This window comes from Arthrobacter sp. lap29 (assembly GCF_032458965.1).
Lineage (GTDB): Bacteria > Actinomycetota > Actinomycetes > Actinomycetales > Micrococcaceae > Specibacter > Specibacter psychrochitiniphilus.
The window spans coordinates 430,736-457,672 of the sequence record NZ_JAUCEK010000002.1 but is presented as its reverse complement, the minus strand read 5'-3'; the positions used below and the strand labels follow the sequence as shown (position 1 = coordinate 457,672).

Below are 26,937 nucleotides of genomic sequence, written 5' to 3'. Positions count from 1 at the left end.
CGTTATCCTCCCATAGCGCCGAGCACCTAAGCTGGGATGACCATGAATCTTCTTGAACAGCTTGCCACCCTAAATCCGCAGACCTCCTCCGACGACGATATTTTGGACGCGTTTTTGGATTGGACCCTTGACCGGGGGTTGGAGCTGTACCCGGCACAGGAGGAAGCAGCGCTGGAGCTGGTCAGCGGGAACAACGTGATTTTGTCCACCCCCACAGGCTCGGGCAAGTCAATGGTGGCCATTGCAGCGCACTTCAACGCCATGGCGCGTGGGGCAGCCAGCTACTACACGGCACCCATCAAGGCGCTGGTCTCGGAAAAGTTCTTTGCCTTGTGCGAGATCTTCGGTGCTGAGAACGTGGGCATGATCACCGGCGATTCCTCCGTGAACCAAGACGCACCGATCATTTGCTGCACCGCTGAGATTCTGGCGAACATCGCCCTGCGCGAGGGTGAGGATGCCGACGTTGGCGTGGTCATCATGGATGAGTTCCACTACTACTCGGACCCGCAGCGCGGCTGGGCCTGGCAACTGCCGCTACTGGAGCTCCCGCAGTCCCAGTTCCTGCTCATGAGCGCCACCCTCGGGGATGTGAGCCGTTTTGAACGCGAGCTGACGGAGCTGACCAACCGGGACACCACCACCGTCTCCTCCGGCGAGCGCCCCATCCCCCTGCATTACTACTACGTGCAGACCGGTATCCACGAGACCTTGGAGGAACTGCTCGCCACCAAGCAAGTCCCCGTCTACGTGGTTCATTTCAGCCAAGCAGAGGCCATTGACCGGGCGCAGACCCTCATGAGCATCAACGTGTGCACGCGGGAGGAAAAGGACAAGATTGGGGAGCTCATAGCGGGCTTTCGCTTCTCCGCCGGCTTCGGCAAAACCCTCAACCGCCTGGTCCGCCACGGTATTGGCGTCCACCACGCCGGCATGCTGCCCAAGTACCGCCGCCTAGTGGAGCAACTGGCCCAAGCAGGTCTGATGAAAGTTATCTGCGGCACCGACACCTTGGGTGTGGGTATCAACGTGCCCATCCGTACCGTGCTGCTGACAGCCCTGAGCAAGTACGACGGTATCAAGACCCGTATTTTGCAGGTCCGAGAGTTCCAACAGATCGCCGGGCGTGCCGGACGTGCCGGTTATGACACCGCCGGGACCGTCATTGTCCAAGCCCCCGAGCACGTGATTGAAAACGCCAAGTCCATGGCAAAGGCGGTTGCCAAGTTTGGCGACGACCAAAAGAAGCTACGCCAGGTAGTGAAGAAGAAGCCCATGACAGGGTTTGTCAGCTGGGGTGAACCCACCTTCACTCGCCTGGCCGAATCCGTGCCTGAACCGCTGACCTCCAGCTTCACCGTTACCCACGCCATGTTGCTGAACCTGCTAGAACGCCCCGGCGATCCTTTCCAGGCTGCCAAGGCGCTACTGACCGAAAACCATGAGTCCCCGTCCAAACAGAGGGTGCTGATCCGCAAGGCCATCGGCATGTACCGGGAGCTCCTGGGTGCCGGCGTGGTGGAGCGTATCCCCGAGAATGAGCTGGAATCCGACGGACGCACGGTCCGCCTCACCGTCCATCTGCAAATGAACTTTGCGCTGAACCAGCCGCTGTCGCCGTTTGCGCTCGCAGCCCTTGACCTGCTCGACGCCGAGTCGCCTAGCTACGCGCTGGATGTTATCTCCGTGATTGAATCGACGCTGGAGAAGCCACGTCAAATACTCTCCGCCCAGCTCAAGCGTGAACGCACCGAAAAGGTCGCTGACATGAAGGCTCAGGGCATTGAGTATGACGAGCGGATGGCCATCCTCGACGAGGTCACCTACCCCATGCCCTTGGCCGAGCTGCTTTTTGGTGCCTTTGACGTGTACCGGAAGGCCTCGCCGTGGATGGGTGACTTTGAGCTGAGCCCGAAGTCGATCATCCGTGACATGTATGAGCGGGCCATGAACTTTGGTGAGTACGTGCAGTACTACTCACTGGCCCGTTCCGAGGGTATTGTGCTGCGCTACCTCACCGACGCTTACAAGGCGCTGCGCCAAACCGTCCCCCAAGATGCGCTTCGCGAAGACCTCGAGGACATCATCTCGTGGCTGGGCGAGCTGGTCCGCCAGGTGGACTCCAGCCTGCTCGATGAGTGGGAGAAAATGACTAGTGGCCAGGATACTGACAGTGCCACCTTCCTCGAAGAAACAGCCCTGCCGCCGGCCCCGCCGCGTTTGACCGATAACGCACGTGCGTTCCGGGTCATGGTCCGCAACGAGATGTTCCGCCGCGTAGAGCTTGCTGCGGATGATGACGTTCAGGCTTTGGGTGCGCTCGATTCCGATCGCGGCTGGGACGCCGACCGTTGGGCCGACGCACTGGATGACTACTGGGACGAGCATGAATACATTGAGGCAGGCCCGGCCGCCCGTGGCCCGGCGCTGCTGCATATAGCCCCGTCAGCTGAGAGCTGGTCCGTGCGCCAAACCATTGTTGACCCCGCAGGAAACCATGATTGGCATATGCACGCCACGGTGGATCTTGAGGCGTCAAATGAGGCAGGTGCCGCCGTGGTACATTTTCAGGAATTCAGCAGGATGTAAGCTGCACGATAAGCTAAATTCATGAACTTGCTACGCACCGCTGCGCCCGCCGATGTCCCCGCCATCCTTGGCATGATTCACGATCTGGCTGCTTATGAAAAAGAGCCCGACGCCGTGAAAAACACCGAAGAGATGCTGCACGCCAATCTCTTCGGTGCGAATCCGCAAATCTACGCGCACGTGGTGGACTCCCCTGTTGCCGGAGAACCGATTGTGGGGTTCGCCCTCTGGTTCCTGAACTACTCCACGTGGGAGGGTACGCACGGGATCTATCTCGAGGACCTGTATGTGCGGCCCGAGGCGCGGGGCGGCGGCTACGGAAAAATGCTGTTGCAAAACCTGGCCCAGATTGCTGTGGAACGCGGCTATGCGCGGGTGGAGTGGAGCGTTCTGGATTGGAACGAGCCCTCCATTAACTTCTATAAGTCGTTCGGAGCAGCGCCCATGGACGGCTGGCACGTGTTCCGTTTGGACGGTGGCGCCCTGGTGAACTTTGGAGCCCCGGCACTAGCAACGGCAGCATCCTCCGTTCCATCCTCGGCACCGGCCCAGTCATGAGCCCCACTGACGCCTACACCATCCGGGGCGTGCGCATGCGCGATCACCGGTTCACGGTCCCGCTTGATCACGCACACCCAGGGGGAACCACTCTTGAACTGTTTGCGCGCGAGCTCAGTGACGCCCGGGTGGACGGCGAGGCTTTGCCTTGGCTGCTGTTCCTCCAAGGCGGACCGGGTGGACGCGGAAACCGGCCTGCTGGTCTAAGCGGTTGGCTGGCGGAGGCCACTAGGCATTTCCGCGTCTTGATGCTGGATCAGCGGGGCACGGGCCTCTCCACCCCGGCCAACCGGCAGACCCTGCCATTGGTGGGCTCCGCCGCGGAACAAGCAGAGTACCTCTCCCATTTCCGGGCCACTGACATTGTGGCGGACGCTGAATTCATCCGCGCAGCCCTGGGGTCAGGGCCTTGGAGTATCTTTGGTCAAAGCTACGGCGGCTTCTGCGCCCTGAGCTACCTCTCCTTCGCTCCTGAAGGCGTCAAGGAAGCCCTCATTACCGGCGGGCTGGCGCCTCTGACGGGCCCGGCTGACCAGGTCTACCAGGCAACTTTTGAGCGGCTCCGGCGCCGCAATGCGGAGTACTTCGCCAAATACCCCACAGACCGTGAGGTGCTGACCCGGATTATGGCGCACACGGACGCTGTCGCCGAGTTTCTGCCTACGGGCGAACGGCTCACCCGTGAACGTGTGCAAATGCTGGGCAACCTGCTGGGCGGCAACACTCGTTTTGATTCCCTCCATTATGTCCTCGAAGACGCCTTTGTCCCCACGCTCCACGGAGTACGGCTCTCAGATGGGTTCTTGGCTCAGCTCAGCTCCCAGGTAGACCGTTCAACGGGCCCGCTGTATGCCCTGATGCACGAGTCCATCTATGTCCAGGGCGAAGCCAGTAACTGGGCTGCCGCCAGGGTTTTGGCCGCGAACCCCGATTTCTTACCGGACGCTGCCCAGCCGCTGCTGAGCGGCGAAGCCGTCTATCCTTGGTATTTTGAGCAGGATCCAGCCCTGAGCCCCTTGCAGGAAGTGGCTCAGTTGTTGGCGGTCCGCACGGACGGCTGGGGGGATCTCTACAACGTGGAGCAGCTGGCCCTAAATAGTGTGCCGGTGGCTGCAGCCGTCTACCGCGATGACATCTTCGTGGACCGGGATCTGTCCCTCGCTACGGCCGCAGCCGTCAACGGTTTACAGGTCTGGGAAAGCGCCGACTTCCACCACGATGGCATTGCTGATGATGGTGAGGGCATCTTCGCCAGACTACTGGGCATGGTCCGCGCCTAAGCGTCATAGGTGGTAGAGGCCCCTTAGCTAGCTGAGACCTTCGAGGCCTCATCCCCGGTATCAGCAGAGTCAGAGGGCTGGCTGCAGCCGAGGCGCGGGTTCTCTAATTCCCCCACCTTAGAGGATCGCTGCGCGGGGCACAGGTCCCTGGATTGTCCAGAGAGAGACTCGGCGCAGAGTTGTTCGGACACACTCCCACCACTTGCGAAGTCAACCCAGCGTCACCGGGTGCATCGTCAAGTGTGGCAAGCGATACGTGCCCTGGGTCAGTTTACTGTGCTGTCAACGAGTTCAGCCCCCAATGGCGGACTTTGACGTCAATCCCTCACAGCGAAAGCTCAGGTTATCCGGGTATAACCAGCCCTAACGAACGATTTCTACTGACAATTGTTGCGTTCGAGTGCCAGCGTCATTTGGGGGAGGAATGAGAGGGTAGAAATCTAGCCGGTGGCTGCCCGTGACACCCTGAATCCGGGCTAGTGGGTCCTCCAGCGCTCTAGAGTCACGTATCCCATTCGGACCGGGTAGCCCCCTGGCTAATCAAGGGTGGATTCAGGCTTGACACTAAGCAGCTATGTTCTTTTCCTGCATGGTGAGATTGCAACCATCCAAGCTACTAGATTGTGGTCGTTGCACGTTCAACAGTGTGAGATATGTATGCCGAGCTGGGAAATACCGCCCCACTGCTGAACCCTGCCCCACCACGGGGTGTGGGGGTTCAACCCCTAAAGAAGGCACGAACACGCGGTGGCATGCACGGGACGCGCAGCCTGGGAGCGATGCTCTCCTCGAGGATCCCTATTCCTGCGCTGCCGTTTAAAGCGCATCGGAGAGCGGCGGCCGCATTCTGAACCGGCCGATGAATACCAGTGCTCCCGCGTGGCTAATTCTCCAACAGTGTCCGCCTCATTACAGTGGGACAAGAACCACTTTTTTGAACTCTGCAATCGCAACACCAAGGGCACGCGTGACGTGCAGACAAGACAAGGAGCTATCCATGAAAGCGAAATTGGCCTTCGCAGCCGGACTGGCCGTGGGATATGTTGTGGGCACCCGCGTGGGCCGCCGCGGCTACGAGAACTTGAAGAACAATGCGCGCGCGGTATGGGAGATGGACGCTGTCCAAGAGACCATCGAACATGTGCAAACCACCGTCAAGGACGAAACTGGAAAAATAGCTACCCGTCTTCTTCACCCGGGGGAAAACAGCTCACCCATTGCATCCTCCTCCCCTGAAACAGAGTCAAAGCGGCACAGCGGGCTCCCAGACGTGGACACTGACCCGGCCCTGAACGATGACTTGGGCCAGGATTGGACAGATGAAGGCGGCGCGCTGCCCTCGGGTCCAGCGGCCTGACGGCACCGCCTAATTCCGCTCAACGGTGTCAGCCACCTTCAGAATATTACGGCGGAAACGAGCCGTGACCTGATCCAACAAGGTAAGAATGCGCAACCGGGATGCAGCGGGGTTTGAGGCCAATCACGGCGTTCATTGCCGATGCATCCAGCGCTGCCCGGTAGCACCTTAATCTTTTCTGCTCATAATCTGTCCCAACCGCGGCGGCAACGGTGGAGATGAACTCTACGACGACAGTGCGGGTAAATCCGCTGAGACGTGAGAAAGCTAACCCAGGACTTCGACTCGACTGCCCTCGGTCAGCTGATTAGTCAGGGACGGTAGCCCGGACATGCCGATAATGACGGTCACCCGGGTAGATGCGAGCGAAAAATTTCGCGCAAGGGCGCTGATCCTCTGCCGGATAGTTCAGGTAACGGGCAAAGCGCCACGGCAAAGGTTCCAATGGGTGCGGCGGATTACCGTCAGATCAGGGCTACACATCTGAGCTGCCGTAAGTCCATGCCTTTGCGGCGTGTTCTGGAAAGCCCCAACTCATGAAGCATCTGCATCATGGAATGATTTTTCTGGAGCTGACGGACAGAAGGCGTTGCTGGAGTGCTGCCCATATCCTCTACAGGTCCAGTGCAACTACCAGCCCTGGCGCCAAGGATGGAACATCTGGCCTATCCCCGGCAGTAACCGTGCTGTTGTAGGCAGCACGCTTCCCCCGGGCGTCCTCAAGCGCACGTTCGCCACCGGCGTCGCCCTCCCATACCCATTTGGACGGCGTAGGCCAAGAAAAACACGATAACGCCGTCATGCCCATTCAATGATCAGCACCAGAAGTGTCGCTACGGACACGTATTTGCGCCCTGCCCCAACGCGTGGCGTGCCCGCTATCAGGAGGACATCCAGACCCCGGCAAGCAAATTGGTGAGGATGTGGGGGCCAGTAGGAAAATCCCTGCAGCCACAGCAATCCCCAGTGTCAGGCGCAGTAGGGTCTGAAACCCGGTCCTGACTGAGCCCATAGAGGTGGGAGTACACAAAAAAACGTGTTGGTTATCACTGCCAAGGGCCCACGTTAGCGGCTAGGTTGACCAATTGTACTGGTCCTAAATCGCTTCTTGACACTCTTTGCCGAGGTTGAGGTGTACTACGCCCGTAGATCGCACCGGTACAACCGGCGCCTACGCTTCCGCCGTAAATGAACGGCCAACAATATTCCTGACGCGGTTCAGCCATACTCAACTCCCTGCCCGTTCCTCTTTGCATATCCAGGGAGACTGTCACAGAGCAGCCGCATATTACCTTGACCGATTATACCCCTGGGGGGTATATTGAGTTTGTTGTCAGTGAAGTAGTTTGTCTCGGCTCAGGATCATTCCGGCCGCCACTGCCGTTCAACCCCAACACATCATTCATCCTCATTCGAAGGAATTCACTGACATGTGTGGAACCGACACCCGCAAAGACCTCAACCTGACCCCAGCCACTGATACCGGCTGCAGGTGCTGCTCTTCCGACCCAACAGCCTTAGTGTCAGGTGCCGCAGTTCCGAGCGAAGCTGCCAGCACACGTTACGCCTTGGAGGGCCTGACATGCGGGCATTGCGTGAGAACTGTGGAAACGGCTATCTCAGCCGTGCCAGGAGTGGAATCGGCCGCCGTTGAACTGGTGGCCGGCGGCATCTCTACACTATCCGTCACCGGTGGCGCCGGCCGGGAATCGGTGCGAGCCGCTGTTGAAAGTGCTGGCTACTCCCTGAACCGAAGCTAACCAGCTGCCGATTATTTGTGCACCGCCGAGCAAGGAGAGTCATGGAGAAGAACAGCAACCCCACTGCCCACCAATCAACCGGCACTGCACCGAAAGAGGGCAATCACCCCGGCACAAGTCCCACTATGATGGATCACTCATCGATGAAACATACGGGCATGGATCATGATGACCATGCCGTGCATAGCGGGGGCCAACATGCCGGGCACAGCACCGCCATGTTCAAGAACCGCTTCTGGCTGACCTTGATCCTTTCCATCCCTGTCGTGTTCTTCAGCCCCATGTTTGGGCACCTCCTGGGCTACACCGTCCCGGCGTTCCCCGGTTCGGCTTGGATCCCGCCACTGTTGGGCACAGTGATCTTCTTCTACGGCGGCCAGCCATTCCTCAAAGGTGGGTGGCAGGAAATCAAGTCCCGCCAGCCGGCCATGATGCTGCTGATCTCCATGGCCATCACGGTGGCGTTCATTGCGTCTTGGGTGACGAGCCTGGGCATTGGCGGATTCGACTTGGACTTTTGGTGGGAGCTGGCGCTGCTGGTGGCCATCATGCTGCTGGGGCACTGGATCGAAATGCGGGCATTGGGCTCGGCCCGGGGCGCCCTTGACGCCCTCGCCGCGCTATTGCCGGATGAGGCCGAACGGGTTACCGACGGCGGCACCGAAACCATCAGCATCGCCGAACTGAACCCCGGGGACATTGTTCTGGTCCGACCCGGGGCCCGGTTGCCGGCCGACGGCGAAATCACCGACGGATCCGCGGAAGTGGACGAGTCCATGATTACCGGCGAATCCAAGACCATCTCCAGGACGGTTGGCGACCCCGTGGTGGCAGGGACCGTTGCCACCGATAATTCCCTGCGGGTGAAAGTGACCGCCGTCGGCGATGACACAGCGTTGGCCGGAATCCAGCGGCTGGTGGCTCAGGCACAATCCTCCACGTCCCGGGCACAAGCCCTGGCCGACCGTGCCGCCGCGTTCTTGTTCTACTTCGCCGCCGGGTCCGGCGTCATCACGTTCATCGTTTGGTCGCTGCTGGGCAGCATTCCAGATGCCGTGACCCGCACGGTGACAGTGCTCGTCATTGCCTGCCCTCACGCCCTGGGCCTTGCCATTCCATTGGTCATTGCTATCTCCACCGAACGCGCAGCCAAGGCTGGGGTATTGATCAAGGACAGGATGGCACTGGAGCGGATGCGCACCATCGATGTGGTCCTCTTCGACAAGACCGGAACCCTGACCAAGGGCGAACCTGCACTGACGGACGTTGCGGCCCTTGAAGAACTGACCACGGATGAATTGCTGGCACTGGCCGCCGCTGTGGAATCCGACAGTGAACACCCCGTGGCCCGAGCCATTATTGCAGCCGCGAACAAGACCGGCACACCAGCCATGGCAGCCACCGGTTTCCAATCGATGACCGGCCGCGGTGTCCAGGCCACCATTGACGGTTCCACCGTGGCCGTCGGCGGTCCGGCACTGCTGAAGGAACTCGCTCTGGCCGAACCGGAGCGGATCAAGACCGCAACAACGCGCTGGATGGACAGAGGGGCTTCAATTCTGCACGTCATCAAAGACGGTGCCGTGATCGGTGCCGTCGCGCTAGAAGACGAAGTCCGTGAGGAATCCCGGCAGGCCGTCCACGCCCTGCAATCCCGCGGCATCAAAGTTGCCATGATCACCGGTGACGCCCAGCAAGTCGCCGCCACCGTGGCCGCGGAGCTGGGCATCGACGAGGTCTTCGCCGAAGTCCTGCCCCAAGACAAGGACCAGAAAGTGGCCGAACTCCAAAGCCGCGGCATGAAGGTGGCCATGGTCGGCGACGGCGTCAATGATGCACCTGCCTTGGCCAGAGCAGAAGTTGGCATCGCGATCGGCGCCGGAACGGACGTCGCCATGGAATCAGCCGGGGTGATCTTGGCTGGTAATGATCCCCGCGCTGTACTCTCCGCCGTGGACCTCTCCAAAGCCAGCTACCGCAAGATGTGGCAAAACCTGATCTGGGCCACGGGCTACAACATCATCTCGGTCCCACTGGCTGCCGGAGTGCTCGCCGGCGTCGGCTTCGTGCTCTCACCAGCGGCCGGGGCTGTGCTTATGTCCTTGTCCACCATCGTTGTGGCCCTGAACGCCCAACTGCTGCGCCGGCTTAAGCTCGACCCGGCTGAAGTGAGCTAACCCCCAACTCACCGGAACCATCCAGTTCGCTCCGGTACACTACACAACGACTGAGACTGCCAAACCACCAGAGAGGATCCCGCCATGAACGCGTCAAGCACGCTGCGACTGCCGGTATTCTTGCTGCGTTGGGTGGGCCTAATCACGCTGGCGGCCGCTATTGTGGGCGGCCTTCTGGGTATGCACGTCATCGGCAGCGCACAGGCTGCACCGATGGCGTCCGTGCACATCAGCACCGCTGCCGCTTCAGCTGCTGCCGACGTGACAGAAGCTCCTGCTGCTGCACACCCCGCAGCATCACAAACCATGTCAGTCGCCGACCATGACGAAGTTGCGGCGGTGGCCTCCCCCCACGGAAACATGAATGTGTGTGGGTGTTCACCCTTAGGATGTGAGATGCCCATGGCCAGCCACGGAGATTGCATCCCCTTCGCCGGGGCGGCTACACCAGCGGCCCCGCAACCGGGCCTCGTGCCCGACCCTGCCGCCGGGCCCACCGTATCGGGCCATGAGGGATACAAATGCGCAGGGCGCGTCCCTGACCCTCCTTCCTTGACTCAACTCTCCATCAGCCGGACGTAAACCGCTCGATTCTGACCTGTCACCGAGTGACAGGTCCTCGTTAGCGCACCCCGCCGAGGGGTGACGTCCATCTGTAGTGAAAATTTTGAGTTGAGGACTGTTTACTGTGAAAAAAATTCTAACCGCTTCCGCCGCCGCACTAGCCGCCGTTATTGCTCTGTCCGGTTGTTCCACCAGCCCCGATGCAGGCTCTATGGAAGGCATGGACCATGGCAGCTCGGCCATGTCCACCACGCAACCCCCCGCTATCGGCGCTAATCACAATGCCGCAGATACGATGTTCGCCCAAATGATGCTGCCCCATCACTCCCAAGCAGTGGAGATGAGCGACATCATGCTGGCAAAGCCCAGCCTAGACGCAAAAATCATCGCCCTGGCCAAGGATATCAAGACTGCCCAAGCCCCTGAGATCAGCACTATGACCAACTACCTGAGCGCCTGGGGCGAGTCGACCGCCATGACCGGCGATCACTCCATGGCGGGCATGATGACCAGCGCCGACCTGGACAAACTCAAGGCCGCCCAAGGAACCGAGGCCGCCAAATTGTTCCTGACCCAGATGACCGCCCATCATGAAGGGGCCTTAGAAATGGCCAAGACCGAAGTCGCCGACGGCAAGAACGCCGACGCCGTCACCTTGGCCAAGTCGATTGTTTCCAGCCAAGAGGCCGAAATTAATGACATGAAAGAGCTACTAGCAGCCCTCTAAAATGTCACCCGCGCAACTGTCGGTGGCGGTCAGAATCAGCTTTCGACCGCCACCGGCCACAGCTTTCCCACTTCCTTCTGGAGATTTCTGATGACCCCCAAAGCGCTCTTTTCGCACACACACCTCCCGCTGATCAGCGCGGCCCTGCTCGTGCCATTTGCTCTGACCGGTTGCACAACAACGGCCACCACTGCAGTTTCTCCTGACCCTGCACCAGCTTCTACCGGACATGTGCATGGGATCTTTGTGGATCCTGTATCCACGCAGATCCTGCTCGCCACCCATGACGGTCTCTACGACGCCACCGGACCCACCATGACCAAGATTGGCACCCAGACCGTTGACTTGATGGGGTTCACCACAACCGCCGATCCGCTGGTTTTCTATGCCTCCGGGCATCCCGGACCCGGCTCAACACTGCCTGACCCCGTGGGACTGATCCGTTCCGTCGATGCCGGCAAAACGTGGGAACCTCTCTCGCGCGGTGGCCAGTCAGACTTCCACGCTCTCAGCAGCACTGAGCACGGGCTCGTCGCCTTTGACGGAAAATTGTGGACCAGCGCAGACGGCCTCACATGGACCACATCAACGGCGAGCTTTGCCCCGGCAGTCTTGGCAGGAAACCCGGCCACCCCAATAGTGTTGGCCACCACCCAAGAAGGCTTGCAACGCTCCATCGACAGCGGAAGAACCTGGAGCGCAGTCCCGGGCGCCCCGCTGATGCAGTTCGTATCCTTCGCCACCGGAACAGCTACAACAGGCCCGGCTCCCACACAGGTGGTTGGTATCACTCCGGGCGGTAATGTCCACATCTCCAACGATGCCGGGCTGACATGGACTTCCACAGGGAAGGTTGCTGGACAGGTCCAAGCGGTCACCGCAGTGGCCGGTACAGCCGGCACACCAAGAATCTGGGTAACTGCAGCTGATGGTATTCAACGCTCGTCCGACGGCGGAGCCACCTTCGCCCCAACCACTCCCTAAGGTCGTGAGCATCGGGGAGTTCTTTGCCACCAACACCCCTGACGGTGCCCTCAAAGCTGAAATAGGCATCCGGCCTGTCCAATCCCAAGGAGCCGGGAAATCTTCGCCGTTTGCTGACCGGGGCCCGCTTTCTCGTCGTGGGCTCGGCGCTGGAGCAGCACGCGGCATCCGTGTTTGGCTTGGGCTGGAGACCTTGGATTGGCCCCAGACTCACCGCCGTCCTTGCCCTGTGCAGAGGCTGAGCCACTGGCGACCTGCCCCACTAGCGACCTGCCCCACTATCGACCTCAGACTAGTGCGCCCGCACATTCGCGTGGTCAACATCAACGGGGCAGCCATTCTCATCGCCTGGGGCCTGACGATGCGCACCGGCCTATGGATGAAGTGTATCTATCAATTACAAAACCTCGCCGGTACCTTCATCACCCCCCTCTAACCGGAAACCAATTAAAGGATTTCATTATGAACACCACCCCCACCCGGCGCTCCTTCCTAAGACTGTCCGTAGCCGCTACAGCCATAGCCGCACTCAGCGCCTGCACTCCCCCACCGGCGGCATCCGGAGCGAACCGGATCCTGCCCACGGATCCGTTGATCGCAGACTTCGAAGCCGCCCGGGTCACTTCCGGGAGGACCATCAGCGCAACGCTAGCACCGGCACCACTGACCACCACGCTGGCTAGTAAAACCATCTCCACCGCCGGGTATAACGGCGCCCTCGTGGCGCCCACCCTGCGCGGCTCGGTGGGCGACCAACTCAACGTCACCATTGCAAACAAACTCAGTAACGGCACCAGTGTGCACTGGCACGGCTTAGCCCTGCGTAACAATGACGACGGCGTTCCCGGCCTGACCCAAGACGCCTTCGCCCCCGGTTCCCAGAACAGCTACGACTTCAAACTGCCCCACCCTGGCACCTACTGGTATCACTCGCATGTGGAAATGCAGCGCGAACAAGCCCTCTACGGGGCGCTCATCATCGACGATCCCAACGAGACACTTGTCTATGACAAAGAATGGGTAATCGTCCTAGACGACTGGCTCGACGGCGTTACCGGCACTCCCGATGGTGTTCTGAAGGACCTTTCCCAAGGCGTGAGCACAGGTATGGGAGGGGGCGGCATGCCCATGAGGCACATGCTCATGGGGACCTCCAGCGAATTCTTGGGCGGAGACGCGGGCGACGTTGCCTACCCCTTCCATCTTTTCAACGGCAAGGACCCGGAACACCCGGAAACATTCGTGGCCAAATCGGGCGAAAGAGTCCGTCTGCGCATCATCAACGCCGCCGGGGATACCGCCTACCGTGTGGGGATCCCAGGTCAGCAGCTGACCCTAACCCACACCGACGGGTTCCGCATCAAGCACACCGAGGTGGACGCCGTCGTCCTCGGTATGGGTGAACGCATCGATGCCCTCATCACCGTCAAGGAAGGCTTTACTGCCCTTCTCGCTCTGGCAGAGGGGAAAGGACAAATGAGCTACGGGCTCATCTCCACCGGTACTGGAACCGCGCCTACCTGGGAGTCCCTGCCTGGCACCCTGAGCGGCACCGTGGTCGACGGCGGCCAACTCACCGCAGACCCCTCCGTGACACTGCCCGCCAAGAAACCCGACCGGACTTACGAACTGCGCCTGACGGGCGGAATGATGAAGTACGACTGGGGCATCAACGGCCACCGATTCGACATGACCAAACAGTTTGAGAACGCTTTCGACCTCAAAGCTGGAGAACGGGTGGAAGTGAAGTTCATCAACGAAACCATGATGTGGCACCCCATGCACATCCACGGTCACACGTTCCAAATCGGGACTGACGGGTCGCGGAAGGACACTGTCATCGTCCGGCCCAAGCAGACTGTGACCGTCCAGTTCGATGCCGACAATCCCGGCCAGTGGCTCTTCCACTGCCACAACGCTTACCACGCCGAACGTGGAATGATGGGTGTTTTCTCCTACCTCAGCTAACATCCAACCATCATGAATCCCACAATACCGACCACTGTGTGTGGGGCGTACCCGCAGGCTGGTTGAAACAGGACTTCTGGCAGGATCAAGCGGTAACCAGGCACAACTTTGTTGAACCGGCATTGGAAATTCGAAGAAGTGGGAACCACAAAACTGAGCTGTGCCGCAAACAATAAGACCCAAGCCTCGGAGTCGGGACAGCTCAAGGATGCACCGGTAAGTGCGCGCTGGGAAACAGATTAGTACCAAAGAGTCTCCGCTTGTGACTCAAACTGCTGCTGTTGAAACCTTGGCTGCACAATTTGCTCCGATAATGGTGCTCAGCCAGCCAGCTTTGCGAGCACACGAGTGAAGGCTATGAACCTGTACTAAGTATTTCTGGTCCACTTCATCTGCTATTTTTGAGCGCATGAGCGAACTAGTGGGCTTCCATGACAATGAACCGCACACACCTAATATCGCCGGACGCCTGAACTGGTTGCGGGCCGGTGTCCTCGGCGCCAACGACGGCATAGTATCCGTCGCCGCCACCGTCGTGGGAGTCGCCGGCGTGACCAACTCACCCACCCCCATTCTTGTCGCTGGAATCGCCGCACTGGTTGGCGGCGCTGTTTCCATGGCATTAGGTGAATACGTGTCCGTGAGCAGCCAGCGGGACAGCCAACGGGCCCTTATCGAGAAGGAACGCCGCGAACTGGCTGAAGATCCTGAAGCTGAATTGGCGGAACTCACCGAGATCTACCGCACCCAAGGCCTCAGCGAAGCCACTGCAACACAGGTGGCCCTTGAGCTCACCGCCCACGATGCTTTATCAGCACATCTGGCCGCTGAACTGAACATCAGCGAGCATGAAGAAGTCAATCCATGGCAGGCAGCTTATGCCTCAGCAGCCGCATTTACTGTTGGCGCAATCCTGCCCCTGATAGCCATCTTGCTACCGCCAGCGCAATGGCGGATCCCCGTAACGTTCTTGGCGGTACTGTTCGCCCTCGCCCTGACGGGAACGGTGAGTGCTTCCATCGGAGGCAGCTCCAAAACCACCTCTGCACTGCGCCTAGTAGTGGGCGGCGCCCTGGCACTAGCGGCGACCTACGGAATCGGCACCACCCTCGGCGCAAGCGGAATCATCTAAACACCCCCAAGACTGTCCAGCTATTGCCTAGACGTATCCGTCTGGCTCTTCTATTCCCGGAACTGGTGGCCGGATCGCTGCGGCCACCGTTGGTGGAATGCAGGGCCAAGGGATAGCCCCAGTCGTCACGGACCAAAACAGTGGGCAACAATTCACTACACAACCCCCGCCCGTCGCACCGCGTCCAGTCGATGTGAAGTGTTTCGTTCATTTTGCTCTCCCTGTTGCCTCAGGCAGGCTCCCCCTGCCGGCATGCTGGTGAATGACGCGCGAGATCTTCCAAAAATTCGCTTTACCGTTCGGTCCGCACACCCGTTCCCACGCCATCGAAGGTCACCATCAGGGTGCCAGCAGTTCATCAATGTCAAAAGGTTTAGCCAAATAGTCCTCCGCTCCGCTGTTCAGCCCTCCAACACAGTCTGCAGGATCACTCAGGGCCGAGAGGATGAGCGCCGGCGTAGCTTCTTAGCAACGGACATGGGATGGCTGAACCAAGGTCGGCAACAGTGAGAGCGTTAGTGCAGTTGGCTGTGGCGAGGAAATCCGACGGCGCTAAGCACGTCCTTGGCCTGAAGACGGAAGCGCGGTGTTCATTTCCGGTTTCTCCCCCGGGAGATGGCAAGACCACGGCCAGCGGGAAGAGATTCAGCATGATGCGCAACAAAACGTTGCCCCATGGGGCGGTTGCCACCCATGAGCCAAGATAGTTTCCCGGGGTGATCGACATTGGCGCTGCCGCGTTAACTGATTGACAGCTCTGGTGACATAGCTTACGCTGAGCGCATCCGGCCACTACCGTGAACGGTCCAGCCATATTGTTGTGGATTATATGCCACAGTGAATTGGGGAACCTCGCATGAAAAATCGCATTGCTTCGTTCGGGATTAGTCTCCCTGAAGCGTGGGCGCTTGATGACTGCGGGCGAGGTTCCCGGACGTCCCAACCCTTTAGCGGATCGTCATCCGTGGCCTCAGCTGTACGTTCTGTCTCGCACCGTTCGAAGACCATTGCCATAGACTGGACACCGGCGTGAGTCGCATCGTCGTTGTCGAGGATGAGCCTATCCTCGCCCGGCTCCTATGCCGAATCCTCAGCGGAGCCGGCCACACGGTCACGGTGGCTGGCACTGTAGCTGATGCCCTCAAAACCATCAGCACTGTTGACCCGCACTTGATCATTTTGGATCTGGTGTTGCCAGATGGCCGCGGCGAGGATGTTCTGGCCGAACTAATGCAATCCCGTCCTGCGAGTCAGGTTTTGGTGCTCTCATCCATGACACAGGTGGCTACCCGGGTGGGTGTTTTGGAGGGCGGTGCGGTGGATTTCTTGGCCAAACCGTTTGCCAACGCCGAACTGTTGGCCCGGGTTCACGCCCGCATTCGAACGGCCGCCCCGCCCTTAGCAGTCCCCCGCTACCTTCGAAGAGCTGGCGTCGAGATAGATATCCAGCAACGCGAGCTCGTCTCTGATGGGCGCCGCATCTCACTAACCCAACGCGAGTTCGTGCTCCTAACCCACCTCCTTCAGCGGGCGCCCGAGACATGTACCAGGGCCGAGCTTCTTGAGCGCGTCTGGGGCACCAGCTACGACACCGGGACAAACGTGGTTGACGTCTGTGTGCGCCGGCTGCGATCCAAACTCTCACAGGACCAAATTGAAACGGTGCGTAATGTTGGATATAGGATCGCGATCTAAAGCAGTCCTCGCCGCCGCGTGGGTGGTGTTCGCGGGCGTGAACTGTTACCTCACCTTTGTGCTGCCTGGCAAGGAAACCATCCCCTTTCATCTGGTATGGGCTAGTTTCGCGCTGCTTTACGGACTCTGCCCGTGGCCACGGCGTGCCACCATGATTGCCTTCTTCGTTGTCACAACAGTGACTGGTGCAGCCCTAGTGGGCCATGCCATTGCAGGGAACATCGAATGGGAAGAATGTACCGAGATCTTCTTGATGGCCGGTATTATGGCGCTGTTGATCTGGCATGTTAACCGTCAGTGGAATTCTCAGTCCCAACTGCGCGCACTGCAGCAGGCTGACCGCCACCGCAGTCAACAGCGGGAAAATGCCGCTCGGTTCGGTTCGCATGAGGTACGCACGCGCCTGACAATCGCTAGGGGCTACGCGCAACTCATCGCCGATCAGTCCACCGAGCCGACGGTGCGCGAGGACGCCGAGCTGGTGGTAGCCGAGCTCATTAAGGCGTCAGCGTTGGCAACCAACTTACTAACCCTGGTCCGGGTTGTGGAGCCGCCGAACACCGAGCCGGTCGACGTCGACAGGATGCTGGCCGTGATCTTGCGCCGATGGGCTATCACCGCCGACAGGAATTGGAGTTCCCGGAGTGAAGCTGGCACCGTCCTGGGCGACAATGAGCGACTCGAGGCAATAATGGACTGCCTGATCGAGAATGCGGTCAGGTTCACCGGCCCAGGAGACACCATCGCTGTAACAGCCGACCCCCTAGGCAGCGAGCTGGTGCTGACTGTCAGCGATACCGGAGCAGGCATCCCAGAGGCGGATCTGGGCTCCATTTTCGAGGTCTTTCAGACCGGGTCCGCTGCCGGCGAGCGAGCTGGGAGCGGTTTGGGTCTGGCCATCGTCAAGACCGTCACGGAGGCCCGTGGCGGCACCGTCTCCGTGGCCAGCACGCTTGGCCACGGCACCACATTTACCTTGCGGTTACCGCTACTATCTGTGCCGCCATCCCCGCTTGGGAAAACCGTCTCAGCCTCGGCTGACCCTGATCCCCTTGATGAGTCGGTCAATTTACTCAGCTGAGATTGGGACCTTCACGAGTACACAGGTCTGACTCCTGGTGCCTCCCCACGGCTGGGCACCGGCACGGTTCACTTTGCCACCACCACATCAATCACGGCCGCGGGCTGCTCGAGCTCGTTGATTCGGACGGCGACTGTGATTTTCCACATTCCAGCGACTGGCAGGTCCATTTCTGCTTGGTAGCTTCCCTCCGTCTCCCCTGGTTTGACTGTGGCAGCCAGCGGTCCAAGGCTCTGGTTTGGTTCCGCCACGCTTACTTGAGGCAGACTGAAGGGACTTAGAGGATCCCCACCAACGTCAGTGATGGTAAAGAGCAGTACGTTCGTACCCGCCTTACCAGCGCTGAAGGTGCCGGTGAGATGCCCAGTTCCAAGGTCAACGAGTATTTCAGTTCCTGACGGGTCCAGCACCTCGAGCGTCCGCGGATTCTGCAACGTCAGTGCTGAGGTGAGCCCAAGCACCATTACTATCCCAATAGCCTCAAGACGCACGGCAAGGGCTAAGCGGGACCAAGCTTTTCCCTTTATTCCCTCGTTTACCAGACGTGGGAGAAGTCCAAAACGGTTCCATGCCGCAAATCCTCCAATCACAGCCACGATTGCCAACTTGACCATCAACAACCGACCGTAGGAGCTTCCAACAAGAGTTGCCACCGAACCAACCATCACCACGGCCAGGATTGTCCCCGAAATGCCCAGCAGCACCACCAGTCCTCCAGCCAACGTGGAGAATCTGCCCAAGACCATGGCGGCCAGTGCAGGGTCACCTTTGTGCCGCCGGGCACGGGCTAGATGCAGTACCAGTCCTACGAGGCCGCCTAGCCAAACTGCTGCCGTCGCGGCGTGAACCAGGTCCGAGCCCATCACCAGCCAGCTGGGTTCGTACGCCTGAGTGTGGCCGATGGGTAGAACAGAAAGCAGCGCCACACCTGCCCCCACCGTTGCCGTCCAGCTAGAGCCCGCTCCCGGAATTCTGGATGCCAACAGCATCAGCAGTACCCCGGCAAGGGCAAAGACAAGGGTTAACCCCTGCCCCCCGGACCACCCGATTCCCCAGACGGCTGGATCAGCCAGATCTCCAAGACCCGAACCTCTCTCCCGCACCGCGCTGAGGGGCACGAGCAAGGTGTAGGCGCTGATGGCGAGGAATCCAGCCACCCAAGGTAGTGGACGAGCCGCCACAGTGGTCCGGGCAACGAAGAGATCGAAAGCCGTGAGTCCTATAAGGACGAACAAACCCAGATAACCAAAGGCGTTGAGTACTCCGTAGAGCAGGTCCACCCCTCCGGAGGCATCCGGGACGACAGCCGGAACCCCTGCGCCGGCCCTCCCGACGCTGAACGAGAGCACACCGGAAATGGGATGGGAGTCATCTGAGATGACGCGCCAGCTGAGCTTGTAGCTACCGTTGGCAAGTTTTGGCGGCAGGGTAGCCGTGACCGTGGCGTCCAGTTGGTCTACCTGCAGGATTTGGTGTCCGCCACTGCTTTCGTAGAGCTGGAAACCGTCAAGGACAGGGGCCACGGTTTCGCCGAAAACAAACTCCACCGAAGCGGGAGCTCTGGTGAGGGCTGCGCCATCGGCAGGCAGGGAGTACAGCAGCGCTGCGTGCGCCAAGACGGGCGTGGGTGGGACCACCAAAGCGAGCGACAGCATGGCGAACAGCAACGCGAGCAAGCGGCGGGCATTTAGTTTCGGTGCCCTAACTTTCTGCCAGCGCATTTGACGGGATGGTTCTCTGAGCACGATCGTCTCCTCGTCCTGTATGACTGAGCCCATGCAGGCAGCGTACCCCGCCGCCCAACCCACACGTGCGGGTTGGGCGGCGGGGTACGCTGCAGTGGTGCTAGTTGCCCGTTGTGAAGCTCCAGGTCACGGGTGCCAGCAGGTTGCCTGCAGCATCCTTGATCCCGTTGCCTAGGGTGAGCGTGTACTTGGTGTTCGCCAACAGTGTGCCTGTCGGGTTCAGCGTTGCCACCCTGGTTGTTCCGGAGTAGCTGACGACTGACGGGAAGACGGCGCCGTTGGAGCTCCGCTTGATGGTGAAATTCCCGTTGGCCGCGGCCGTGGCGGGCAATCCTGTGACTGCCTCGCTGAAGGTTGCGGTGATGTTTGCTGTCCGGCTGACCCTGGTGGCGTTGACCGCAGGGGTTCTATTTGTCACCGTTGGGGCGGGACCTGTGATGAAGGTCCACGTCTTGGCGGTGAGCGGGTTGCCTGCCACGTCCTTGACCGCGTTGCTCAGAGACAAGGTGTAAGTCCTATCGCTGATCAGTGGCGCGTCAGGAGTCAGTGTGGCAACCCTGGTGGTGGCGTTGTAACTGACCTTCGAGGCGATGGTTGCCGTTCCCAGCTTCAGGGTGAAGTTGGGGGTGCTGGCAGCGGTGGTGGGCAGGCCCGTCACCGCTTCGCTGAAGGTGGCACTCAACGGGGTCCGTTTGGTGGCCGTTCCCAGTCCAACACCGGTGGCTCCGGCGGCAGGATTAGTGCTGGTCACCGTTGGGGCGGGACCTGTGATGAAGGTCCAGCTTGTCGGTGCCAATGAACCGCCTGAGACGCTCTTGATGGCCGTGGTCAACGAGAGGGTGTAGGGCTTGTCAGTGGCCAAGGCCGACGTTGGGGTCAGGGTTGCCGTTCGCGTTGCCGCGTTGTAGCTCACCGAGGCCGCAACGGCCGTGGTGCCCTGCTTCAGTAGGAACGTGGAGTTACTGACGCCCGTGACAGCCTCGTTGAAGGTGACTGTTGGCTTGACGTTGTTCGCCACGCTTGTGGCACCAGCTGCAGGGTTCTGGCTGGTCACCTTAGGGACTGTGGCAACGGTGGTGGCAGTGAGCACAGGCACTGACACGGTGTTTCCGGCCGCGTTCCAGGCTGTCACCCTGTAGGCGTATTCTCCGGTGCCGGCGGTCTTGTCGGTGTACGTGGTGACGTTCGCCAGGGTGGCAGCAATCTGGGCGTACGTACCAGCCGTTCCGTTGGTAAGTGGCGCACGCTCAATTTTGTAGCCGATCTCGTTCTTCGCATTGCCCCACGAGGTGGGATCCGTGATCGAAACTGGGGTCCCATCAGTCCAGCTCAGCAACACCTCATTAGCGGCTCTGGTGAAGCTCAGTACAGAAGCATCAGCCAGGGTGCGTGGGGTGCTGACCGCGATGGGCCTCATCATGTCCATTTCCTCGTGACTGAGGATGTGGCAGTGCCACACATATTCCCAGCCGAAGTTGGTCATGACATTAGTGATGGGGTCGATCGGGTTGCCGTTGGTGTCGGTGTTGTTGAACCCTGCCTCGTGGCCATTCACGCCGGTGATGGAGCCCTTGGCGCCTAGAGGCATCATCGGGTTCAATGGCCGGTTGCTGTCCGGGATGGCGAACGGGAGTTTCGGCAGGATGGGGCGGACCGCCACGATGGTGTCCTCCAATGGGCTGACACGCACGGTATCCTTCCAGCCGATTTCGCCAGGTTCAGGCGGGATGATGATGTTATCCCACGTGACCCTGTTGAGCAGTTGCACGTCATTGAGGTGGAAGTGCAGCGGGTGGGTGTCCACACCGTTGTGGGTGATCTTCCATATCTGGGTGCCATCAGCGCTAGTGGATATGGGTGCCACCTTGAGGCTGTTGATCCCCTTGGTGCCATCTAGTAATTCCGTGGCAGGGTTGACGTACGGGTAGAGGATTATGTTTTGCAGAAGCGGAGTTGCCCCTGGCGCCTCCAACCCGATGTTGCCGCTCATGCGCCCCCACTCATCAAAGTTGGCCGCATTCATCTCATCGTGGACACTCTTGCCTTGGATGGGAACACTGAGCTGCGGGCCAGCCAAGGTATCAAACTTGAACTGCTCGCCTCCCTGTTCGGCGATGCGGGCGAAGCCGTCGCACTTCGCTGCGGGGTTAACCGCTGCGTTGCAGTAACCGCTACCAACAAACGTCGATCCGTATGCCTGGTTGTAGGCGGCTTGGCCAACCACAATGGGGTTCTGACTGGATTCAAAAACTCCGGCGGGATTTCCCGCTGCATCGGTGTGGTGATCGAACGCCGCCATTAGCTTGCCCATCTGGTCAGCCGTGGTATTCGGCCGGTCGAAGGCAAGTGCAGGTGCCGCGTTCGAGACCTTGACCTGCATGACTGAGCGAGTGTCAGGTCCGTAGCCAGGCAGAGTAGAGGGTGCGCCAGCCGGGAACATGTCCGGTGCACCGGTGTAGTAGTCGTAGCCTGGGATTCGGCCCGGGAACGCGGCCGGTGCATCGTTGTAGAGAATCAGCGTCTTGCCTCTGTAGGCCGAGAAGTCAACGATCACGTCGGCACGTTCTGCCGGGGCGAGCAGCAGCGAGTGCTGGTCCACGTTGCCCACATCGAATCTGGTGGCGTCCATGATGAACGTTGTCTCATGGGCGGGAACCACAGCCGGGGTAGGTAGGAAGCCCCCCTCGTTGCCGATCTGGATCCAGTCGGGGCCCTTGGGGCTCTTTGCGGTGTCCGGAGTAGGCATGACCACCGGGTCGGTCTGTGCCAGGGAGAGCTCGCTGGCCTTCAGGGCAACCTCGGTACCGGTTGCGGGATCGGCCACGTACCACGAAAGGTTCCAGAACCTATCGTCGGAGCCATTGAGGATCCGGAAACGGTAGGACTTGGGGTCCATGGTGGTGGTGGGATACGCGGTACCGTTCACAACAGGGGTGTCATGGAAGGCCTCCATGCCCACAGAGTTGTTCGGTGTGGACGGGATCAAGGCAGGCTCACAGAAGTCAGCCACGTTCGTGTCGCAAGTGGGGTCAAAGTAGGGGTTGGCAATGGGCGGGTACTTGGCGTCTTTGGCCGGTGGCCAGAACCACGGTCCGTAGAACCAGCGGCCGAATGCGCTCATGCCGCTGGCGTCGCCCGGGTTCTGGGCGGGCATGTAGACGTGCGGCTGCCAGAGGTTGCCCTCTCCGCCCCACTTCTTCGCATCCCATGTGGGGTCCAGCTGGGCCATCCTTGTTGCGCTGGGCACGAAGGTCTTGTCCTGGATGGTCAGTGGGATCCCCATTCCGAGCCCTTCAAGAGCTCCTCCGGGGGCCATCAGCTTTTGCTCGGCGTCGTCAGTGATCATGTAGCCTGCTTCTTCACCGGCGTACACGTTCAAGCGGGTGATGCCCCACGCATGGTCGTGGTAAAACATCATTCGGGCGCTCTGCTGATTGGTGTAGAAGAACGTTTCGGCACCGGGCCCGGGGTCCGGCATGTCCGGGACGTTGCTGACGCTGACGCCCTTGGGATACGCGGTGTTCTCACCGGTTGGGGTGACCCACTGGTGCGGTGTGCCGTCGCTGATCCACGGGGTAATGCCTCCGTGCAGGTGCAAGGTGGCACGGTTTTCAGAGAAACACGTGTCCGGTTTCGGCGTCTCCCCGCACATGGGATTGCGTACACCGTCCAGAACGCTTTGCTCGTCTGCCGCCATGTCTTCTGGAACCTTGGTGACGGGGTTGAGAGTCATCATCTTGGGGCCCGCACCTGCACCCATCACCGAGGTGTCGACCGGCAGGAACAGATCGCCGCCTTTACCGGTGGGGAGGAGATTACGGAACAGAACACGGACGGGCTTGTTCTTCGTGGCGAGTATGGTTGGGCCGAGGTAATGCGGGTTGTCCACGCCGTTGAAGCTGATGGGGCTGTCGGGGAGAGCCGGGTCAATGTTGGCGTTGCCGAGGGTTACGTTCTTACCCGGGACAACGCTGGTTGAGAGCTGGACATAACCGCGAAGAAGGGTGGCCGGCAGATCACGGTGGAACTTCATCCGGTACTGCACCACTGCTATTTCGTAATAGTCCGTGCCTGGGTAGGTGGTGGTGTCGGGCACTGCGACCGGAATGTACTGACCTAGGTCGTTGGCATTTGCCTCGCCTTGGCCTGGCAGTGTGTCCACGAACTTCTTGATTCCGGGGGTGAGGTACCCGGCGCCGGGTGTGGTTACAACGATCTCGGTGACTGAGCCCTTGACAGCAACTTTGGCTGTTCCGCTTGCGCCCTTGTCGGCAACGCCCACGGTGTCTGCAATGGTCACGGTCGGCGCTGAGAGGTAGCCTGCACCACCGGAGGTCATGTCGATCCGGGTGACGCCAATGGTGGCCACAACCGTGGCCCGCGTTGTGGGTTCGGTCTTACTGGCATCCGTGACGGTTACCGTTGGAGCCGAGGTGTAGCCACTGCCGGCGACGGCTATTTCAACGCCGGTGACTACGCCATTGGCGTCCATGGTTGCGCTGGCAGTTGCCTGCACGCCGTCGGCCAGGTCAGGCTTGGAGATGTTTACCAACGGCTGGGCTGCATAGCCCTTGCCTCCATCGGTCAGTTTCAAGTCATCAACTGTACCGCTGGCCAGCGCCGTTGCCTCCGAGCCGGGAGCAGGGTCGCCGCCTGTCAGAGTCACTGTGGGTGCGGTGAAGCCGTAACCCGTCTCGTTGACGTCTATGCCGGTGATGACGCCGGTGGCGATCTTCGCGGTGGCCTTAGCCACTGTGGTGGGGGTGACTCCGGCAGTCGTGATTGTCACCGCGGGCGGAACCGCGTAGCCGGCGCCTGGGCTGGTTACGCTCACACCTGAGATGGCTCCGGTCTTCGGGTCCACCGAGGCCGTTGCCTCGGCCCCCGTTCCCGGGTCGGTGATGGTCGGTGTGACATCAGCACCAAAGGAATAAGTGCGGTCGTGGGAGAAGTCCGGATAGTTCGTAGCTCCCAGCTTGATCGCCGAGTCCTTGGCCGGGGGAACGTTGGCGGCCATCGTCGTATCGCCGCTTGCTGGCGTGCTCAAGGTGTCACCGTTGGCGGGAGCTCCGGTGTCCACCGGAATCCCCTGCCCGTAAAAGCCGATCACGTCGTTTTTCTGTACAGTCACAGCTGGCACGGAGTAGGTTGTGACCTCTCCGGTGGTCACGGCTGGTACCGGAACCTGCAGCTGGTCGCTGGCGTATACGACTGTGTATTCTCCCGCAGTGCCGGTAGGTCGCAGCACCAAGGCGTGGAACAGGTTGCCAGCTGAGGTGGTTGGACTCCCGCCAGCATTGCCCTGGTTCCAGCTCTGGAAGTCGTGGAGAGTGCCAGCGGGCAGTTTCGTATGGTCAAGGACCACCAGTACCGGGCCTAGTGTGCCAGTTGGCTTAGCGTAGTCGGTGGCGTAACTACGCTCGGTCAGCGGGTTGCCATACAGGACCGGGGTGGGGGTTCCGACGCCGATGCTCACCATTGCGTCTGCCAGAGTTTGCGGGCTGTTTGCCCAGTTAGGGTAGGGCCCGAAGTAGTGCGGCACTTTCGTCGAATCGGTGGCGCTCGAGGGGACCGCGGCCTCCGCAGCAACGGGACCGGAGAAATTGTTCAGTCCTCCCAGCGGTCCCATGCTGCCGGCCAGCAGAGCGAACGTCAAAATGACGGCCGGTCTGCGCAATCGGCGCCTCGGGGCCCGGTGGAAGGGGTGGTGGACGGGTGTTTGCATGATGATTCCCCTAACAAACGGAGCACGGGATTCCGGGCTATATGTGACGAGTCTCATCCAGCACGCGTCAGAAGGGGCTGTTTATGACACAAGTGTCATCTAGGCACGCGCTCTACCCAATAATGTCTACACAATCGATGCCGTACTGGGGTTCAGGCCCCGTTAGCCAAAGTTGCACGCAACAGTACTGAATAAGGAGCTCGATGATTGCTTTTTTCAGGGATACAGCTAATGGTTCTGCCATGCTGGCCAAGCCTGCGACCGTTTTTATGGAGGAAAAAGTTAGGGCTGGCTAAGGGTCTTCTTAGGTGGACAGCCATGAGCGTGCCCCGGTTATCTAAGAACTTGGCGCGGTGCGACGGACTCCCACAACCGCCGTCCCAGATCCGCATCATGGGATGGCAGAACTGCTCATTTTGTTCCTTGTCACCGTCCCAGGACGGAGGATAATTGAGATTAGAGGTTATTCCACTGCTTCCATGCATCGGGCAGAGGACATAAATGAGCGTTGGGGCTGACGGTGGTGGGAAGGTCACCATGCTGTGGAGGGCGAGCACTCGGGAGTTGTCATTGGGTGGGGTGGCCGTTGCCCTGCTGTTGATTAGCGCGTGCAGCGCTCCCCCTCAAGCTCCCGCGCCGTCGCTGCCCTCTTCCGTTGCGATATCCACGGCAACGGTAACCTCCGCTGCCGCCCCCGGGCCATCCAACTCCACGCCATCCAACTCCGGGCCATCCAACTCCGCGCCATCCAACTCCGCGCCATCCACCCCCGGGCCATCCGCGAGCACCGTCGGTGCCAGCGGCGATGAGCCTGCGAGAGGCAGCGGGGCGAACAACGGCAGCTCACTCGCCTGGGTGCCTCCGGGACCAGTTGACCCCGCCGATCCCCCGCAAGCTCAGTGGTATGTGTTGCTGCAGAACAAGGACTGTGCCGGCTTGGACATGGCCGTCAGCCCACGCAAGGCCAGTAGTGCTGATGGATTCGCCCTGTGGAGTGCCGTGAGCTCAATCTGCCGTGCCGTCGAGCAAGGCGACGCCTCCGGATGGAGGGACGCTGCAACTAGGCTGTCCGCACTGATCCAGCCTGGCCCTGAACGGTGCCTGGACAGGACCGCCTACAACCTTGTGGCATCATTTCTCGCCGCGCACGCCCAAAACCCCACAGAATCTCCGCCGCCATGGAATGGGTCCAGCACTGCGTGCCCGTTGGGCTTAGCCGGGCTGGATGCCCTCGACGGCCAAGGACCCACGGGCAAGCCCTCGAGTGGACTCGCTGGCGGCCGGTTCCAGCTGGCCGGGCGCTTTGTGGACGTAGTCACGGTGATGGTTGGCGGTCAGCCGGTGGGGGTCGAGGCAGACCCTGCACGGCCGGGACGCTGGATGGTGGTGATTCCCCCGGCCGCCGTGGCAGGCCAGGTCCAGGTGACGGCCGCCGGTTCTGGCGGACCGATCCCCGGCTCTCTGACATTCACATACCTCCGGGATCCGGAGGCAACCACCGCGCCTGAGCCACCACGTGGCAGTTCCACCACCACGCCAAACATTGCCAGCAGTACCCCGCAGACATCAAAAGGCAGTGGCTGACGGGTGCCAAC

The 26,937-nt window shown here is 60.4% G+C and carries 18 protein-coding genes; 14 read left to right on the top strand and 4 right to left on the bottom strand.

Translation table 11 applies throughout. The features are described from left to right. The first annotated feature begins 42 nt into the window (after window positions 1-42). The 4 genes from RY113_RS05185 to RY113_RS05170 all read left to right on the top strand — a co-directional run bounded on the left by RY113_RS05185 (window position 43) and on the right by RY113_RS05170 (window position 5,784). Window positions 43-2,589, top strand: a complete 2,547-nt coding sequence (locus tag RY113_RS05185; protein WP_315913759.1) for a DUF3516 domain-containing protein — start codon at window positions 43-45, stop codon at window positions 2,587-2,589. A 21-nt stretch (window positions 2,590-2,610) separates the two neighbouring features. After that, window positions 2,611-3,147 (top strand): GNAT family N-acetyltransferase, encoded by a 537-nt coding sequence (locus RY113_RS05180; RefSeq protein ID WP_110106964.1) that lies wholly within the window; start codon window positions 2,611-2,613, stop codon window positions 3,145-3,147. After that, window positions 3,144-4,427 carry an alpha/beta fold hydrolase gene (locus tag RY113_RS05175; protein WP_315913758.1) on the top strand — a complete coding sequence of 428 codons (1,284 nt, stop codon included), beginning with the start codon at window positions 3,144-3,146 and terminating at the stop codon, window positions 4,425-4,427. The genes RY113_RS05180 and RY113_RS05175 overlap by 4 nt, the downstream gene beginning before the upstream one ends. A 997-nt stretch (window positions 4,428-5,424) precedes the next feature. Then, a complete protein-coding gene (locus tag RY113_RS05170) occupies window positions 5,425-5,784 on the top strand; it encodes a hypothetical protein (RefSeq protein WP_315913757.1) in 360 nt (119 codons plus the stop codon). Between the two features lie 613 nt (window positions 5,785-6,397). Here RY113_RS05170 and RY113_RS05165 read toward each other — a convergent pair. Beyond that, complete coding sequence (locus tag RY113_RS05165; protein WP_315913756.1) at window positions 6,398-6,586, bottom strand: hypothetical protein; 189 nt, start codon at window positions 6,584-6,586, stop codon at window positions 6,398-6,400. A gap of 628 nt (window positions 6,587-7,214) precedes the next feature. Between RY113_RS05165 and RY113_RS05160 the strand changes: the two genes are divergently transcribed. The 7 genes from RY113_RS05160 to RY113_RS05130 all read left to right on the top strand — a co-directional run bounded on the left by RY113_RS05160 (window position 7,215) and on the right by RY113_RS05130 (window position 15,096). Next, window positions 7,215-7,544 (top strand): heavy-metal-associated domain-containing protein, encoded by a 330-nt coding sequence (locus RY113_RS05160; protein WP_315913755.1) that lies wholly within the window; start codon window positions 7,215-7,217, stop codon window positions 7,542-7,544. Between the two features lie 125 nt (window positions 7,545-7,669). After that, window positions 7,670-9,721: a copper-translocating P-type ATPase gene (locus tag RY113_RS05155; protein WP_315913824.1), complete on the top strand. Its 2,052-nt coding sequence runs from the start codon at window positions 7,670-7,672 to the stop codon at window positions 9,719-9,721. 84 nt (window positions 9,722-9,805) lie between these two features. After that, window positions 9,806-10,303, top strand: a complete 498-nt coding sequence (locus RY113_RS05150) for a hypothetical protein (protein WP_315913754.1) — start codon at window positions 9,806-9,808, stop codon at window positions 10,301-10,303. 106 nt (window positions 10,304-10,409) lie between these two features. Then, on the top strand, window positions 10,410-11,012 hold the full coding sequence (locus tag RY113_RS05145) for a DUF305 domain-containing protein (protein ID WP_315913753.1): 603 nt from the start codon (window positions 10,410-10,412) through the stop codon (window positions 11,010-11,012). A 90-nt stretch (window positions 11,013-11,102) separates the two neighbouring features. Then, a complete protein-coding gene (locus RY113_RS05140; RefSeq protein WP_315913752.1) occupies window positions 11,103-11,996 on the top strand; it encodes a F510_1955 family glycosylhydrolase in 894 nt (297 codons plus the stop codon). A gap of 462 nt (window positions 11,997-12,458) precedes the next feature. Continuing rightward, window positions 12,459-13,964 carry a multicopper oxidase family protein gene (locus tag RY113_RS05135; protein WP_315913751.1) on the top strand — a complete coding sequence of 502 codons (1,506 nt, stop codon included), beginning with the start codon at window positions 12,459-12,461 and terminating at the stop codon, window positions 13,962-13,964. Window positions 13,965-14,373: 409 nt separating this feature from the next. Further along, window positions 14,374-15,096: a VIT family protein gene (locus RY113_RS05130; protein ID WP_315913750.1), complete on the top strand. Its 723-nt coding sequence runs from the start codon at window positions 14,374-14,376 to the stop codon at window positions 15,094-15,096. Here the strand turns inward: RY113_RS05130 and RY113_RS05125 are convergent. Next, window positions 15,089-15,307 carry a ferredoxin gene (locus RY113_RS05125; protein ID WP_315913749.1) on the bottom strand — a complete coding sequence of 73 codons (219 nt, stop codon included), beginning with the start codon at window positions 15,305-15,307 and terminating at the stop codon, window positions 15,089-15,091. The two genes, RY113_RS05130 and RY113_RS05125, sit on opposite strands and share 8 nt — an antisense overlap. Window positions 15,308-16,125: 818 nt before the next feature. Here RY113_RS05125 and RY113_RS05120 point away from each other — a divergent pair. Then, complete coding sequence (locus RY113_RS05120; protein ID WP_315913748.1) at window positions 16,126-16,791, top strand: response regulator transcription factor; 666 nt, start codon at window positions 16,126-16,128, stop codon at window positions 16,789-16,791. A 37-nt stretch (window positions 16,792-16,828) separates the two neighbouring features. Next, a complete protein-coding gene (locus RY113_RS05115) occupies window positions 16,829-17,872 on the top strand; it encodes a sensor histidine kinase KdpD (RefSeq protein WP_170120994.1) in 1,044 nt (347 codons plus the stop codon). A gap of 68 nt (window positions 17,873-17,940) precedes the next feature. Here RY113_RS05115 and RY113_RS05110 read toward each other — a convergent pair whose 3' ends face one another. Both RY113_RS05110 and RY113_RS05105 read right to left on the bottom strand, forming a co-directional pair. Then, entirely contained in the window at window positions 17,941-19,650 is a 1,710-nt protein-coding gene (locus RY113_RS05110) for a copper resistance protein CopC (protein WP_315913747.1), read from the bottom strand. Between the two features lie 67 nt (window positions 19,651-19,717). Further along, window positions 19,718-25,342 (bottom strand): Ig-like domain-containing protein, encoded by a 5,625-nt coding sequence (locus tag RY113_RS05105; RefSeq protein ID WP_315913746.1) that lies wholly within the window; start codon window positions 25,340-25,342, stop codon window positions 19,718-19,720. 501 nt (window positions 25,343-25,843) lie between these two features. Between RY113_RS05105 and RY113_RS05100 the strand changes: the two genes are divergently transcribed. Next, window positions 25,844-26,926 (top strand): hypothetical protein, encoded by a 1,083-nt coding sequence (locus RY113_RS05100; RefSeq protein ID WP_315913745.1) that lies wholly within the window; start codon window positions 25,844-25,846, stop codon window positions 26,924-26,926. Window positions 26,927-26,937: the final 11 nt, after the last annotated feature.